Raw genomic sequence first — 17,206 nt, 5'->3', positions numbered from 1 at the left:
CTCACCTTAATTCGTATTTTTACGTATAAACCTAAAAATACTTATATCATGAGGTATATATCCATACTTTTCTCTATTCTTTTCTGCTTGCCCATGCAGGCACAGTTAGTGACATATCCTGAAAGTTTAAATCCAGGTATGGCCCATAATGACGACTACACGGTACGTGTGCGTATCCCCGGTGGTGAATGGAAAGACTTGTTCGAATACAAAGTGCAAGTGGACATGGACAATGTACAGGATGCTTCCATGGTACAATTTGATATGGGCAGTCCTGTAGAAATCATGGTGAAAAAGAATAATGGCACAGTGCATGACGTAGCAATCCGCCCTTCGAATAAAGGCATTGAATACAAGCAAATACAAAACACCATTCTCTTCACTTTACGGCAGCCCCAATATCTCTCCATCGAATTTAATGGTGACCGACTGCATAATCTGCATCTCTTTGCCAATCCTTTGGAAACAGAAAAATATGATAAAGAAGAAAAAGGCATTATGTACTTCGGTCCGGGAATACACCGCCCCAAAGACTTACCTAATAACCAAATCTGTATTTCCGGTAATACAACCGTATATCTGGCACCAGGAGCAGTAGTAAAAGCAAAACTTCTGGTAGATAAAGCAGAAAATGTTCGGATCATCGGACGAGGTATCTTAGATCATCCGATACGGGGTATAGAGATAACCGACTCAAAAAATGTACTGATAGATGGAATTACCGTAGTGAACCCTGATCATTATACAGTATTCGGCGGCAGTTCAACAGGAATTACCATCAAAAACCTGAAATCATTCAGTTGCAAGGGTTGGAGTGACGGCATTGACATGATGTGTTGCCATGACGTATTAATCGATAATGTCTTCATGCGGAATAGTGATGATTGCATCGCCTTGTATGCGCATCGATGGAACTGGTGGGGCGGTACGAGCAATATCACTGTACAAAATTCAATACTATGGGCGGATGTAGCCCACCCTATCAACATTGGCGGTCATGGCGATCCGGATTCTGCAACAGGAGAAATTGTTGAAAAAATAACATTCCGCAATATCGACATATTGGAACATGATGAAGATGACCCGATCTATCAGGGATGCATGACTGTGGATTGCGGAGATAAGAACCTGGTACGCAACATCCTGTTTGAGGATATCCGGGTAGAAAACATCCAGGAAGGGCGTCTTTTCTATGTCAAAGTACGTTTTAATTCAAAGTATGATAAACAACCGGGACATGGAATAGAGAATGTAACTTTCCGCAATATAACTTATTATGGAATCGGCGAAAATCCTTCGGTGATTCAAGGACTGGATAAAGAGCGTATGGTAAAGAACGTGACATTTGAAAATATCGTCATAAACGGAGAAAAGATGAAAGACTTGAAAGAATTCACCACAAATGAATTTATTAAAAACATAAAAATAAAGTAAAAAAGTAAAACTATGATACGTAAAATTACAAACTTGTTTGTGTCAGGATTATTAGTCATGTCCTGTAGTTTGCCCCAACAATCCAAAGAAGAGATTATAATCAACCTACAAGAACGGGGAGCTGATATTGCATCCTCCATGTATGGAGTATTTTTTGAAGAAATTAATCACGCCGGAGACGGAGGTTTATATGCCGAACTGGTACAGAACCGTAGCTTCGAGGAGAAAGAAATGCCTGCCGGTTTTCGTGCGGAAGGAAATAAGTTGTTGCCCAAACAAGTGAAGTATCACCTGACGGGTGAAGTGCGTGCCCGCTCCTACCGCTGGAATACGGATGAAGTTCCGGCATGGACTCTGCAAGGCAAAGATTCGCTGGCAGCGCAAATGAAAGTAACCAAGGAAAATCCAAAGTTTCCATCAGCACCCAATAATTTGAAAGTAACTATTACGGATGCCTCCCAACCAATATGGTTGCAAAATGAAGGTTACTGGGGAATGAACATCGTGGAAAGAGAAAAATACTTCTTGCGGACTATTATCCGCACTTCAACGGATTATAAAGGCAAAGTAACAGCTAAGTTAGTTTCTGCCGATGGAAAGATACTTTCTTCGGAAATATTGGAAGTAATCCCTGACGGACGATGGAACGATATAAAGAAAACACTGACTTCAGCCAGCAATGATGCCAAAGCCAGACTTGTGCTGGAATTTGATGCTCCCGGCATAATATGGGTGGATTATGTATCACTTTTCCCGGAAAATACTTTCAACAATCGTCCCAACGGATTGAGACGGGATGTAGCAGAAATGTTGGTAGGATTGAAACCTGCCTTTTTCCGCTGGCCGGGAGGCTGTGTCGTAGAAGGCATTACACTTGACAACCGCTTTGAGTGGAAAAAGACTTTGGGCGATCCTGCCGCCCGCCCGGGTGAATACAGCACATGGGGTTATCGCTGTTCCTATGGCTTTGGTTATTATGAAATGTTACAGTTTTGTGAGGATATCGGTGCGAAAGCAATGTATGTATGCAATGTTGGTTTAGGATGCCAGTTCCGGATGGGTGATGCCTGTCCGGAAAATGAAATTGCATTCTACATAGACGATTGTATGGATGCCATAGAATATGCGTTGGGCGACGAAACAACCGAATGGGGTGCACGACGGGCAGCAGATGGGCATCCTGCCCCCTTCCCTTTGCAGTACGTGGAAATAGGTAATGAAAACTGGGGACCGGAATACGACCGTCGTTTCGATATTTTCTACAAGTCTATCAAAGAAAAATATCCGCAACTGATACTCATCTACAATGAGATGCCGCAACGTGAAGGACCTGCTGTGATTACAAAAACCGACATGATAGATCCGCACTGGTATGTAGACCCATATTTCTTTTTCCGCAATACGACTTTGTTTGATACATATGAACGGGGTAAATATCAGGTTTATGTAGGCGAGTATGCTTGCAACCGCAGTGTAGGTGCAGGCAATATGCTGGCAGCATTATCAGAGGCTGCTTTCATCAATGGCATGGAACGCAACGGAGATCTGGTGACAATGGCTTCGTACGCTCCTTTATTTGAGAACCGCCATGACCGCAGTTGGGCTACCAACCTCATTTGGATTGACACAGACCAGGTGGTGGGACGCAGTTCATACTATGTACAGAAAATGGCAGCGGAGAATCGCCCGACCTATAACGTGAAAAGCAATATCAATATGCATGCCGTAGATCCGGATTTATTTGATAAAGGCTATATCGGGTTCGGAGCCAATTCGGCATCGGTAGAGTTCAAGGATATTAAAATTACACAGAATGGCGTACCTACCAAGCCTGATATGGACAATTTCACTCTCCGGAAAGAAAAGCAACATTTGCTGGAGGAGATATATGAAGGAGATTATACCTTGGAATGTAAAGTCCGTAAAACAGGAGGTGAACAAGGATTTCAAATCTTTCTAGGCATGAGTGCTGACGGAAAAACAGGATATCGCTACAACATCGGTATGTGGAGCAGTAATGACCGTGCTGAATTATTACGCTTGGAAGACGATAAAGAGCGTGGGGTTCTGGTCGAACACTCAGGAATGTTGATAGAGAAAGACAAATGGTATGACGTAAAGATTGTGGTATCTCCCACCAAGAGCGAGCTCTATATGGACGGAAAATCTCTTCTGACATACACAGTACAGACAATGCCGTTACAATTTATTCATTCCGGCTATGACGAAACGAATGGTGAACTGGTCATCAAGGTAGTGAATGCAGCTGCATCCGTTTATTCTACCGCCATCCATGTAGAAGGTGCCCAAAATATAGCCAAAGAAGGCAAAGTCATTTCATTAACGGCTACCAGTGGTACGGAAGAAAATTCCTATGACGAACCGAAGAAGATTTATCCGCAGGAAAATTCTTATAATGGTTTCGGAAAGGCGTTTGACTATGATTTTCCACCGTTTTCTTACACAGTATTGCGGATAAAGGCAAAAATAGAAAACGGGAAATAGAATATGTCCGTCATAGCAAGTAACCATTTTTTCATTATCTTTGTCTCTCAAGCAAGAAAATGAAGTTGCCTATTTATGAAAAACAGTATTCTTCAACTTATAGTATTTTTGTTCTTTACCATATTGATAGCCGAAAGTATACATGCTTCTTCGGCTATCAACTATTATAGTATTACCACTTCTGAAGGACTCCCAAGCAATACGGTCGGAGCCATAAAGAAAGACTCGTCTGGTTTTATCTGGTTGGGAACCAGACAGGGGCTTTGCCGTTTTGACGGATGTGAAATCAAAACATATCCGGCGTTGTCGGAGGATGATATATGGTCTATAGAAGAATTGGACAGTGATACTTTGTTGATCGGTACAGTTTCCAGTCTGAAATATTTTAGCCGAAAAGCGAATACGACAGTAAAGCTGGAACTTCCAGCCACCATTGTCAAAACAATCCAAAAGATTTCCGAAAACCAATTTCTGGCAGGCACGGAAGCCGGACTATATTTAATAAGTAACCATACTCCCCGCCAGATACTTCTGGAGACAGGCCTCTCCTCTTGTAATCACATCACCTCTATTATTCGTGAAGACAAAAATATCTATTGGTTCTCCACAGCCGACGGATTGGGACGGATTGACATCCGCACGATGAAACCCGTCATCTACCGAATGCCGGAAGACATATCAAACAGTAATTTCTTCATTTGCCTGACACGAATCGGCAACTATATCTATTTAGGCAGTTTTAATAAAGGAATATTCCGGTTCGATATGTCTGAGAAAAAATTCTCTAAAGTAGACGGCTTCGAACATAATCTGATAATGACTATAGATTGGCAGGATAATAAATTATTTGTAGGAACCAACGGACAGGGACTAAAAATAATGTCTCTGGAAGATGGAAGTATTAAGGTCGTTTCGCACAAAGAGAAAGCAAAAAATTCTATCAGTTCAAACACTATTACTTCATTTCTGTATGATAATGGTATCTGCTGGGTAGGTACCCAGTTTGGCGGAGTTAGTTATACACCGCGTATCGGTGCTAAATTTTCCTTTTACAACAAAAGTGACTTTTACTCTACGGATTACCGAGTGCGAAGTTTCTATATGTTTCCTAATAGTGATAAGCTAATCGGCACAAGGACAGGACTTTTCTACGTTCAAGAGAAAACAGGAAAAGTCAGACAATATACAATCGAGAACCGTACGTCCAACTTACGCTCAGACATTATTTTATATATAAACCGGATATCCGATAAAGTGTTGGTCGCTACGTATGGAGGAGGCATACACATCTTCGATGAAAAAAGTCTTTCCTTGAAAGATTTGTCACAGGAAGAACTCTTTCTTTATGGCTGCATCTTCCATTTCACTCAAGATGCAAAAGGTAATTTATGGTTTGCGTCCCAAAACGGACTTTATCAAAGTACTCCCGACGGGCATATTTTAAAAAGATATGATACCATGAATTCCATTTTGCCTACCAATGCCATATTCTATTTATGTTTTGACTCCATGGGACGGCTATGGATAGGCACCAAATTCGGTTTACTTTTACTGGATATTTCTACAGGAAAAATGCGGAATGACTGTTTCGGAATTCCCATTAAAAGTGAAATCAAATACATCATGGAAGACTCCCGGAAAGATATATGGGTTTGTACGGACACCGGATTATATAAAATAGGGACAGATCTAACTGTCACTGAACATTTTACAGTTAATGACATATTACCGGACAATCAGGTAGTAAGTATTCAGGAAGACAGTCAGGGAGTTTATTGGATTGCTGCCCGGAAGGAAATTGTCCGATATGACCCTGTCGAAAAAAGGCATTATACGTATCAACGACAAGACGGATTAAGCGATATGGATTTTAATAATGATGTTTTCGTATCTAATGATAGTGTTATCTGGTGGCCCAATGAAGGTGGTTTGATTTGTACTTCAGAAAAAAACATTGATACGGGACATCCTTATATGGGGAAGCCCATTATTACTTCTTATTCCATTTCAGATGTAGAATATGATTTTCCGTATCTGGATATGTCAAACGGTATTCTCCTTCCCTCTTCTGAAAATAGTATCCGCTTCAAATTCTCTAATATGGACTACGCCCTGCCCTATGCTAACTTTTATGAGTATAAATTAGAAGGTTACGACGCTGACTGGGTGAAGCAAACTGGCATCAACGAAGTAATTTATAAAGATCTGTCCGGCGGACATTATACCTTTAAATTGCGCGATTTGAATAGTGGAGATCAAGTAGAGTCAATAGATATTCAGGTCAGAAAGTCATATTGGGTGATAGCAAATGTACTGTTAGTAGTTATTATAATCAGTTGCCTGATCGTTTATTTCTGCTATCGGATATGGAAACTCAAGAAACGAATGAACAATGAACGCCTGATTTTAACTGCTGCCCAGGAACAAGGTAAAACTAGAAAAGTGGCATTACCTGAAACAAAAATCAGTGGAATACTCGATAATCTGCTCTCATATATGGAGCTTGATAAACCATATCTCAATGCGAAATTGGGTATAGGTGAGGTTGCTACAAAATTAGAGTGTACAGAGCCTGAACTCTCCCAGTTACTTAACAATCATATGAACGTGAACTTCGCAAACTTTATTAATGTATATCGAGTCAATGAGATAAAAAAACGCTTAAATCAGGAGAATCTCTCCAAATATACTCTAAAGGCTTTATCGGAACAATGCGGTTTCAGCTCGAAGACTACTTTCTACCGAGTGTTTAAGAATGTAACCGGAATGACTCCGCTGGAATATTGCAAGAAAATGAATCTTGTGATAAAGGAAAACTAACCCAATAGGACATTCCCATTTTTTTTGGCACTCATTTACCAAAAGATATCATACTGAATAACAATACATTAACATCAAATATCAAATTCCATTTTAGTTGGGACAAAAGAGCTATTTTATCATTTGGAAATAGACATATATTGTATGTAGTTTTGCATCAGACAAGGGCTAGGACCTCACAATCATAGGTACTTCCTTTGCTGAATGTTTAACTAAATAGTCAATATTATGAAAAGCATTTTGGGCATTGTATTCCTCATCCCTATTTTTCTTTTTATAGGAAATAATAAATCTGTCGAAACAGTTTATCCATTACCCGATTCTTCTGAATGGAAACTGGCCGAAAATGACATTTCCTTAAAAATAAAAGGAGACTCTCTTTTTTGGACTATCAATTCAGACATGAAAGGAATCCCTTCTATCGTTATTTCTGCCCAATATGTGCTGTCCACTTCAGGAAGAATCAACCTAACATGCAAGTTACCTTTATTATCACAGGATTTATCTTATGTATATGGTGAAAAAAATGCCGAACTGTACCAACGCATTGTCCGTACATCCTTTTATAGTCTGAAGAACAATAGATTGGCATTTTACTCTTCGAAAGATGATTCCATAGTGTTCTATCGTAAAAAATAAAAAAAAGGAGCTAACGATATGCAAACAATAAATTCTAATACTAATCATTTGCTGGAAGAAACTTATAATTCCTTTTGTCCCGTGCTCATCAACTATATCTATCACAAAATAGGCAATTATGAATCTGCCAGAGATTTAGCCCAAGATACTTTTCTCCGTCTGATGGATTACAAGCAAATGCTTCGTGAGGACACAGTGAAAAATATGCTATTCATCATAGCCCGTAATCTGCTCTATGATTATCTACGACGTCATTATAAAAAGCAAGAAGTGACAGCTTACTATTGTGATTATGCTGTTATCACTACGGATGAAACGGAAAGCATCACTATAGCCAATGACCTGTTGGCACACGAGCAGATGAAATTATTTCAACTTTCATCCCAACGCCGTAAAGTCTATGCAATGAATAGATTCCAAGGCAAAACAATACTCGAAATCTCGAAAGAATTGTGCCTTTCACGCCGCACAGTAGAAAATCACTTGCAGGCAGGCCGTCGTGAAATTCGGAAATATATCAGACAATGCATTTGAAAGTCGAACAACAATAATCTAATTGTTAATTTTAATTTTTAATTTTATGAAGAATGATTTCTTTAAAATCTCATCGAAAAGGATTCTATTCTCTACGGTGATGGCTTCTGCCCTCTTGGCAGGTAGTCCGCAGGCAGTATTTGCCGAAGTAAATGAAAAGCAAGCCGTGATGCAAGCAAACACGGTAAAAGGACAAATTGTGGATGCTAACGGAGAATCCATTATTGGAGCCAGTGTGCAGGTAAAAGGGACCAATACCGGAGTTATTTCCGACATTGACGGTAATTTCATTATCAATGCACCGGCAAATGCTACATTAATTATTTCGTATGTAGGCTATCAAACACAAGAAATCAAGCTGAACGGCAAGAGTTCTGTAAAAGTAACCATGCAGGAAGATGCTGAGTTATTGGATGAAGTCGTAGTAGTGGGTTATGGTACACAAAAAAAAGCCTCGCTAACCAGTGCAATCACTCAGGTTCGTGGAGATGAAACTTTGAAAAATCGTACAGCGAATAATGCAACTTTGGCTTTACAAGGTGCTGTACCGGGTTTAACGATTACACGCTCTTCTACCCGCCCCGGTAATGAAGGTGCATCCATGCAGATACGTGGAGATATTTCTGTAAACGGTGGTAGTCCGATGATACTTATTGATGGAATGTATGCCTCGTTAGGTGAATTAAATGCTATGGAACCTAATGATATTGATAATATATCTATTTTGAAGGATGCCTCTGCTGCCATTTATGGAGCACGTTCTTCTAATGGTGTTGTGCTAGTAACCACTAAGAGGGGTAAACAAGGTAAGGCACAAGTTTCCTACAATGGTTCATTTAGTAAATCTATTGATGGAATAAAGCTTCCTTTAACTACCAATCAACAATTTATGGACATGTTCTATGAAGCACAATACAACGATTTTTCAGCGCAATATCCCGAATTGGTTGGTCAGGTTGACGAAAACGGATACCCTGTATTAGAGGGTGTAGGAGGCTTTTGGTGGATTTTAGGTACGCAGGCCAATGGATCGGATGGTTATTTAACCGGTATCAATGATGAAACAGGAGTCGTTTACAAAAATCGTAGGATGTGGGAAGCGTTGAGAAACGGGGAAACTTTTACCCTTAACAAAAGCGGACAGATTCAACGTTTTGAACCGGGACATTATGCGATGGATGATTTGTATGGTTCCTCTTTCTCTCATAAACATAACCTAAGCATTTCGGGGGCAGATGAAAAATTCTCTTATCGTGCCTCATTAGGATATGCAGAAAACAATTCGCAATTGAAAGTAGCTGATGATGGTGAGAAAAGATATAGCGCACGTCTGAATATGGACTATCAGGCAAGCAAATTACTGAAGTTGGAAAGTGGAATGTCCTATGAAAAGCAGGATATTACAACTCCATCTACCGATGTCGGAGCCGGATATTATGATTTCTGGGTATGGCCTTATTACAATGAGAAAGGACAGTTCTATGATACTTTTGGAAATCGTAATGTCATCGGCGGATTGGCTGGTGGTGGCCAAGTGAAAACTGAAAATATACGATTCCGTGGTAACATGAAAGCTACATTTGACTTCTCGCAATGGGTACAAGGATTGTCTGTTTCGGCATCAGGAGCTTACAAATTTTCGCAAACTGGTAAGCAGACTTCGAAAAATGTAATAAGGTATTATGACTGGGTAGGTAATCAGGTATTCCAAAGACAGAATCCGAGTAAGCTGGAAGAGGAGACGAAAAAATATGAAAATTATAACTTGGGAGCTTTTGCAAACTACAACCGCACGTTCAATGGTGCTCATAACGTATCTGCCATGTTGGGTGTAACTGCCGAACAAGAGACATACAAGAGAATTTATGCATCACGCAGCCAAGGTGAGATGTTTGAGGGTTCTGGTCTGACAGACTTAGACGTATATATCGGTGGTACGAACAACGGAGCTGACGGTGGACAGACAGAGTGGGCTTTTCTTTCTTATGTCACTCGTTTGGGATATACTTATAAAGACAAATATTTGTTTGAATTCTTGGGACGCCGTGACGGTTCTTCCAGATTGACTGCCGAGCAACGTTGGAAAAATTTCTATTCAGTTTCTGGCGGTTGGGTAATTTCGCAGGAAAAGTTCATGAAAGGTCTGACGTGGCTCGATTTCTTGAAATTGCGCTATAATTATGGTAAAACCGGTAGTGTGACGGGAATCGGAGAATATGAAAGTTATGCTCTGATGAAAACCGGTCGATTGAACATAGGAACGGGTATGGGGGCACAAGCCACAGCTTATGTGAATGGTATGACTTCCACACAACGTACTTGGGAAACCTTGAAATCGCATGATGTGGGTTTGGATGTAACTGTGCTGGGGAACCGTTTGTCTGCTACGTTTGACTGGTTCCAGAAAACGAATGAAGGCATGTTCATTCCCGTTACCTTTCCTTCTATATTGGGCGCTTCAGCTCCGAAGACAAATAATGGACGTTTTCGTTCCAAAGGATGGGAACTGGCTGTGAACTGGCGCGACCAAATAGGTCAGGTGACATACAACATCGGTGCCAATATTGCAGATGCAAAATCGGAAGTACTTGCTTTGGAGAACAGTGAAAACGTGCCTAATGAGGGTAACAACAAGGGACGCTTGATAGGGAAACCATTGAACGCCATTTATGTATACCGTACGGATGGTATTTTCAAGACACAAGAGGAAGTGAATGCTTATTATGAGAAATATTATTGGAATGCTGACCATACCGGTCCGAAATCCGGAAATATAATTCCGGCTCCGCGCGACAAGGCTACCAACACTCTTCGTCCGGGTGCGCGCAAACTGGTGGACAATAATGGAGATGGTACTATTACGAAAGATGATTTGTGGTATGCGGGTGATACGGCTCCTCATTTGACCTTTGGTATCAAAGCTGGATTGGAGTGGAAAGGCATTGACTTCTCTGCATTCTTTCAAGGAGTAGGCAAGCAGAACGTATTGCGTACAGGAAATATTTATGCACCGTGGGTAACCAACTATGTTATGCAGAATTCTACTTATATGGGTAAGATGTGGAGTGAGGATAACCCGAATGCAGAATATACTATCGCTTCACGTGATGCGGCTTTCAACCGTTGGAACTATCAGAATAGAGATGTCAGCGTACAAGATTCCAAGTATATTCGTTTGAAATCATTGGTATTGGGATATACCTTGCCGAAAGCTTGGACACAGAAGGCCAAGATAAACAAAGTGAGAGTTTATTTCTCTGGCGAAGACCTTTGGGAATGGACCAGTATTACTGACGGCTATGATCCGGAGCATGGTGAGGCATCCAATAACACATTTCCTTTCAGCCGTTTATTGTCATTCGGTCTGGATATAACATTCTAAGTCTAATAACTATTATAAATTCGTGAATATATGAAATACAAGAATATAATGACTCTGTTGGCAGCATTTGCAATGACTGCTACCGGATGTAGTGATTTTCTAGAAAGAGAACCGTTGGCTCAAGGCACAGAAGCAATCTTTTTTCAGAATGCAGAGCAATTTGAACAAGCTGCTAATGAATTCTATAACAATCTGGATGGTTGGAAAGACAAGAATGGTGCAGGCTTTGGATTTGACAAAGGTTTGGATATTTCCGGTTTGGGACAAAACGGTGGTGCCAGTGCACCAGAAAGTGATTGGCAATGGGATAAGCGTTACTCTTATATCCGTCAATGCAATATATTATTGGAAAAGGCTGAAACGTATGGAGGAAATAAGGAGGAAATTGCAGCCTCGGTGGCTACGGCCCGTTTTTTTCGTGCATGGCACTATTTTTTATTACTGAAGCATTTTGGTGGAGTTCCTATTACGAAACAAGTGTTGGATGTAAATAGCCCGGAACTGTTCGGTCCCCGTAACAGTCGTTATGAGGTAGCTGATTTTATCATTAATGATTTGAAAGCTGCTTATCCTAATCTTCCACAAGAAAAGAATATAGGAAGTGATGATAAGGGGAAGGTCAGTCAGGAAGCTGCCAAAGCTTTTTTAGCAAGAGTATTGTTACATGAAGCTACATGGGATAAGTATGTGCCGGAAATTGGTTATAATCTGGATGGTGATGGTACGAAGCATGGTGCGGGTGCAATCAAACCAGAAGGTTATCTGTCTACGACAGATATGTTGACTCAAGCCAAGCAGATGGCAAAAGAAGTAATAGATGAGGCGAATGCCGGAACTTTTCAACTTTGGAATGAATGCGATTCATTGAGTTACTACTATTTATTCAGCATCGACGAGAAGGGTGGTAATATCTGCAATTTCAAAGGAGCTGGGAAGAATACCAATAAAGAATTCATTTTCAGCGTGAAGTATGATTTTGATACAAAAAGACCTGGGCTCAATCTGTCGCATATTGTAGCTACGAGGCAGGGTGCGGAATTCAGCGCAATTTTTGGAGAGTCATTCTTATGTCGTAACGGATTACCTATCCGCATCAGCTATACCGGTGACATGGCAAATGCGCAAAATAATCCTGAATTTGCTGGTTGGGAAAACTTCTATGGAGAATATCGTAATCGTGATTATCGGTTTATCGGTTGTGCGTTCATGCCAGATCGACCATACTGGTCAACCTCGCGTGACAGTAGCGAGCCTTGCACTGAATTAGGCAAGCCTTATCCCGATCCCGTATATCCGGAAGTTCCTTATAATCCGAACGATCCTGCTTTCAGTAGCAAGTTCGCCATTTATACTCCAACTCTTTATGGTGGTAATCATAATGGTTACGGTTGTCGGAAATTTATGTCAGAGGGGGCTAATCGGGCTGATAATAATGAGTCATTCGACTTCCCGCTGATTCGTCTGGCAGAAGTTTATCTGATTTATGCAGAAGCTGCTTGTGAATTGGGTAATGGAAATATCAGCGATGAGGATTTGAATTTTTCCATTAATAAGACCCGTAAACGAGCTGGAATAAATCCACTTACGAATGCGTTGATTGCCAATGTATGGGATGCCGGTTATTGGGATCATGAACAGAACAAGACTGTCTGCAAAAAGATGAATATGTTGGATGAAATTCGTCGTGAACGTGCTTGTGAGCTTTTCGGTGAAGGATTCCGTGAAGACGATTTGAAACGTTGGGGTATTGCTCATATCAATTTGACGGGTCAGAAACTCGGACGTCATGTGTATAATACAGCATATATGACTGGAATAGCCAACAATGCATCAAATCATGGGGAACCCGTATATCAACCGGATAAATATCCATTGACTTATGGAGTATATGAAGGTAGTGGTCCTAATGATCCAGACTATGGTCGTAGCATTGCTAACTTAAAAGCCAATTTACTTTATTCACAACGCGATTATTTGGCTCCAATACCTTTAGGACAGATTCGTCTGAATCCGGCACTGGTACAAAATCCTGGCTGGTAATTAATTTTCTTTCTCAAACAGAGGAAGAATTTGTAAACTACTACGTAGTAGTCCTTATTACTCACAAGTAATATATAAACTACTACGTAGTAGACTTATATAAGCAAAGTTTACTTCCCCTCAAAACAAGATTATTACAAATCCTAAAACAAAAAAATATATCGTGATTATGAATTTAAGATATTTAATCTCAATCCTTATGATTGTTTGGGTAAGTGTCACTACTTCCGCTCAAAAGCTAACAATGTATTACACTACTCCTGCCGAACGCTGGATAGAAAAGAAATATTCTCCTGACAAATCTCCGGCTGAACAGGCAGATATTCAAGTTTACACCGACAGTCTACTACAAAATGTTATCGGATTTGGAGGTACATTTAATGAATTGGGTTGGGATGCCCTGCAATATTTGTCACCGGAAGAACGTAATAAAGTTATGGCATCCTTATTTACGGAAAACGGTGCTCATTTCACCTTAGGACGCACTCCCATCGGTGCCAGTGACTACGCATTCGGATATTATTCTTACAATGATGTAAAGGATGATTATACTATGCGCAACTTCAGCATAGACCGTGACAGATATATTCTCATACCCTACATAAAAGAAGCCTTGAAACTCCGCCCCGACTTGAAATTATGGGCATCTCCCTGGACACCGCCCACATGGATGAAAGTAAATGAGCATTATTCACAAAAAAGTTCCGGCATTGAAGGAACCGATATCGGCCATAACCGACTTGACCCTAATCGTAATGTATTGGGCAATGTCACCGGCTTCAAAATGCAGCAAGGATATCTGCAGGCTTATGCTCTTTATTTCTCTAAATACGTACAGGCCTACAAAAAGAATGGTGTAAACATCCAGATGATTATGCCGCAAAACGAAATAGCATGGACTCCTTGTTGGCCTTCATGCACCTGGCGCCCTGAGGACTTAGCTATTTTTGTTACTCAATACCTGGGACCCCAGTTTGAAAAAGATTCGATAGATGCTGAAATTTGGGCAGGAACAGTCAACTATCCGAATCCGGACTATATACGTACTTTCTTAAAGCAGAAAGATGCAAAGAAATATGTAAAAGGAATCGGAGTACAATGGACGGGAATGAGAGCATTACCTACCGCACATAAAGAATATCCGGATTACCGATACATGCAAACTGAAAATCAATGTGGCAATGGAGAAAATAACTGGTCCGCTCTAGAAAATACATGGAAAGCAGTAGTTCATTGTTTCAATAACGGCGTCGACTCTTATATGTACTGGAATATGGTGTTGAATGAAACATGTAAAAGCGCATGGGACTGGGCACAAAATACTCTTATCATTGTTGACCGTAATACACGTCAGGTACGCTATACCGATGAATATTATCTGATGAAGCACCTTTCACGCTTTGTGCAACCGGGTAGCCGGATGCTGAAAGTTTCCGATAAGGAAAACACTCTTGCATTCCGTAATCAGGATGGCAAAACGGTGATTGTGATTTATAATCCCCTAGAACAAGAACGCTCCTATAGTGTAAAAGCCGGAAACAACAGTTTCAAAGTGATACTTCAGGCGAAATCAATCAATACGCTTGTGCTTTAATTATCTTTTCATACCTTGTAAATAAAAAAAGATAATGCCCTTTTGAGTATTCGGTTTTCCTACTTCGTATTTATTAAGTATAAAACCATAAAAAACAATAATATGAAGCAAAAAAGATTCATCATAATGAGTATTTTATTAGCTGCATCGGTTACTTTTTCCGCCCAATCCATCTATCCCGGACAGCACACCGGAAAGATGAAAAAGGAAACCGTAGCTCCGATGCAGGTTCAGAGTTTTGATTTAAAAGATGTACGTCTGCTTCCGAGCCGTTTCCGTGATAATATGATGCGGGACTCCGTCTGGATGACCTCGATAGCCATCAATCGTCTGCTACACAGCTTTCGCACCAATGCAGGCGTATTTGCCGGACGCGAAGGCGGATACATGACTGTAAAGAAACTAGGCGGTTGGGAATCTCTTGACTGCGAACTGCGAGGACACACCGCAGGGCATCTGCTATCAGCCTATGCATTAATGTATGCGGCTACCGGAAGTGAGATATTCAAACTGAAAGGTGACAGTCTGGTCAATGGGCTGGCCGAAGTACAGACAGCGTTGGGAAACGGATATCTCAGTGCTTATCCGGAAGAGTTGATTAATAGGAATATACGGGGTACAGGCGTATGGGCACCCTGGTACACTCTCCATAAACTCTTCTCAGGATTAATTGACCAATATCTCTATACAGACAACAAACAGGCGCTCGATGTTGTGACCCGTATGGGCGACTGGGCTTATAACAAGCTAAAGCCTCTGGATGAAACTACCCGAAAGAGAATGATACGGAACGAGTTCGGCGGTGTAAACGAGTCTTTCTATAATCTCTACGCAATTACAGGCGACGAGCGTTACCGTTGGCTCGCCGATTTTTTCTATCATAATGATGTCATCGATCCCCTGAAAGAACAACGTGATGACTTGGGAACCAAACACACCAATACCTTCATCCCCAAGGTTCTGGCCGAAGCCCGTAACTATGAGCTGACGAAAAGTGCAGAAAGCCGTACACTAACTGACTTCTTTTGGCACACTATGATTAATCATCATACTTTTGCCCCCGGTTGCAGCAGTGATAAGGAACACTTCTTCGATCCGAAACAGTTCTCCAAACACCTCACCGGATATACCGGAGAAACATGTTGCACATACAATATGCTGAAATTAAGCCGTCACCTGTTCTGTTGGACAGGCGATGCCTCCATAGCCGACTACTACGAACGGGCACTCTATAACCATATCTTAGGGCAGCAAGACCCTAAAACCGGAATGGTGACTTACTTCCTGCCCCTGCTGTCCGGCTCGCACAAAGTGTACAGCACACAGGAGAACTCTTTCTGGTGTTGTGTAGGTAGCGGATTCGAAAACCATGCCAAATATGGGGAAGCAATCTATTACCATAATGATAAAGGGATTTATGTGAATCTCTTCATCCCTTCAGAGGTAAACTGGGAAGAAAAGGAAATGGTTATCCGCCAGGAAACTGCCTTCCCGGCAGAAGAAACAACAGCATTGACCATCCATACGAAAAAGCCAGTAGAAACCACCGTGTATCTGCGCTATCCATCATGGAGCAAGAAGGTGACAGTCAAGGTTAACGGCAAACGGGTTTCTGTAAAACAAAAACCGGGTTCATACATTGCCGTGACACGCCAATGGAAAGACGGAGACAAGATTGAGGCCAATTATCCAATGGAAATACAGTTGGAAACCACTCCCGATAATCCTCAGAAGGGCGCATTGATATATGGTCCGTTAGTATTGGCGGGTGAACTCGGTACTGAAGGAATGCAGTCTCCAGCTCCTTTCTCCAACCCGGAGCTTTACAATGATTACTACACTTATGATTATCATATTCCGGCAGGGCTAAACACCACATTACAGGTAGACCTGAAACATCCTGAACGTTGCCTGCAACGTACAGGGAAGAGTCTGGAATTCAGGAATCAGCAAGGTACACTTTTAAAGCCTCTGTATGATTTGCATCGCCAGCGCTACGTTGTATATTGGGATTTAAGAACAAAGTAGATGAAAAAGACTCTTCTTTCTCTTTGTGGAATATATCTTTCATTTGCATCATGCCGCCCTGCCGCTAACTGGCAGGCGGCTTATGATTTTACACCACTCGATTCCATCATCACGGGTTAGGTAGACAAAGAGTATTATCCCGGTGCCGCCATCTACATAGTGAAAGATATAACAGAAAATAATTGTCCCAGTGTAACCTTATTACTATTTTAGCGTCTCAGATTATGAAC

Annotated in this window: 9 protein-coding genes; all 9 read left to right on the top strand. The window is 41.1% G+C overall.

Going from position 1 to position 17,206, the window contains the following annotated elements; genetic code table 11:
- Window positions 1-48: 48 nt before the first annotated feature.
- The 9 genes from VYM24_RS15510 to VYM24_RS15470 all read left to right on the top strand — a co-directional run bounded on the left by VYM24_RS15510 (window position 49) and on the right by VYM24_RS15470 (window position 16,976).
- Window positions 49-1,434: a glycosyl hydrolase family 28 protein gene (locus VYM24_RS15510; RefSeq protein WP_330940354.1), complete on the top strand. Its 1,386-nt coding sequence runs from the start codon at window positions 49-51 to the stop codon at window positions 1,432-1,434.
- Window positions 1,435-1,446: 12 nt separating this feature from the next.
- The gene (locus tag VYM24_RS15505; RefSeq protein WP_330940353.1) at window positions 1,447-3,939 is read left to right on the top strand and encodes an alpha-L-arabinofuranosidase C-terminal domain-containing protein; all 2,493 of its coding nucleotides are present in this window, start codon (window positions 1,447-1,449) and stop codon (window positions 3,937-3,939) included.
- A gap of 75 nt (window positions 3,940-4,014) precedes the next feature.
- Window positions 4,015-6,759: a two-component regulator propeller domain-containing protein gene (locus VYM24_RS15500; protein ID WP_330940352.1), complete on the top strand. Its 2,745-nt coding sequence runs from the start codon at window positions 4,015-4,017 to the stop codon at window positions 6,757-6,759.
- A gap of 228 nt (window positions 6,760-6,987) precedes the next feature.
- Window positions 6,988-7,398 (top strand): hypothetical protein, encoded by a 411-nt coding sequence (locus tag VYM24_RS15495; RefSeq protein WP_299090173.1) that lies wholly within the window; start codon window positions 6,988-6,990, stop codon window positions 7,396-7,398.
- 18 nt (window positions 7,399-7,416) lie between these two features.
- A complete protein-coding gene (locus VYM24_RS15490) occupies window positions 7,417-7,932 on the top strand; it encodes a sigma-70 family RNA polymerase sigma factor (protein WP_291548610.1) in 516 nt (171 codons plus the stop codon).
- Window positions 7,933-7,978: 46 nt separating this feature from the next.
- A complete protein-coding gene (locus tag VYM24_RS15485) occupies window positions 7,979-11,314 on the top strand; it encodes a SusC/RagA family TonB-linked outer membrane protein (protein WP_330940351.1) in 3,336 nt (1,111 codons plus the stop codon).
- 30 nt (window positions 11,315-11,344) lie between these two features.
- Window positions 11,345-13,354: a RagB/SusD family nutrient uptake outer membrane protein gene (locus VYM24_RS15480; protein WP_291548608.1), complete on the top strand. Its 2,010-nt coding sequence runs from the start codon at window positions 11,345-11,347 to the stop codon at window positions 13,352-13,354.
- A gap of 169 nt (window positions 13,355-13,523) precedes the next feature.
- Window positions 13,524-14,948: a glycoside hydrolase family 30 protein gene (locus VYM24_RS15475; RefSeq protein WP_291548607.1), complete on the top strand. Its 1,425-nt coding sequence runs from the start codon at window positions 13,524-13,526 to the stop codon at window positions 14,946-14,948.
- Window positions 14,949-15,050: 102 nt separating this feature from the next.
- Window positions 15,051-16,976: a glycoside hydrolase family 127 protein gene (locus VYM24_RS15470; RefSeq protein ID WP_291548606.1), complete on the top strand. Its 1,926-nt coding sequence runs from the start codon at window positions 15,051-15,053 to the stop codon at window positions 16,974-16,976.
- Window positions 16,977-17,206: the final 230 nt, after the last annotated feature.

This window comes from Bacteroides sp. MSB163 (assembly GCF_036416795.1).
GTDB classification, from domain to species: domain Bacteria; phylum Bacteroidota; class Bacteroidia; order Bacteroidales; family Bacteroidaceae; genus Bacteroides; species Bacteroides maternus.
Note: the sequence above shows the minus strand (reverse complement) of the source record. Positions and strands in the feature narration are given on the sequence as shown.

Coding starts and splice junctions, on each gene's coding strand:
- VYM24_RS15510 (WP_330940354.1), top strand. CDS start 49: ATGAGGTATATATCCATACTTTTCTCTATTCTTTTCTGCTTGCCCATG.
- VYM24_RS15505 (WP_330940353.1), top strand. CDS start 1,447: ATGATACGTAAAATTACAAACTTGTTTGTGTCAGGATTATTAGTCATG.
- VYM24_RS15500 (WP_330940352.1), top strand. CDS start 4,015: ATGAAAAACAGTATTCTTCAACTTATAGTATTTTTGTTCTTTACCATA.
- VYM24_RS15495 (WP_299090173.1), top strand. CDS start 6,988: ATGAAAAGCATTTTGGGCATTGTATTCCTCATCCCTATTTTTCTTTTT.
- VYM24_RS15490 (WP_291548610.1), top strand. CDS start 7,417: ATGCAAACAATAAATTCTAATACTAATCATTTGCTGGAAGAAACTTAT.
- VYM24_RS15485 (WP_330940351.1), top strand. CDS start 7,979: ATGAAGAATGATTTCTTTAAAATCTCATCGAAAAGGATTCTATTCTCT.
- VYM24_RS15480 (WP_291548608.1), top strand. CDS start 11,345: ATGAAATACAAGAATATAATGACTCTGTTGGCAGCATTTGCAATGACT.
- VYM24_RS15475 (WP_291548607.1), top strand. CDS start 13,524: ATGAATTTAAGATATTTAATCTCAATCCTTATGATTGTTTGGGTAAGT.
- VYM24_RS15470 (WP_291548606.1), top strand. CDS start 15,051: ATGAAGCAAAAAAGATTCATCATAATGAGTATTTTATTAGCTGCATCG.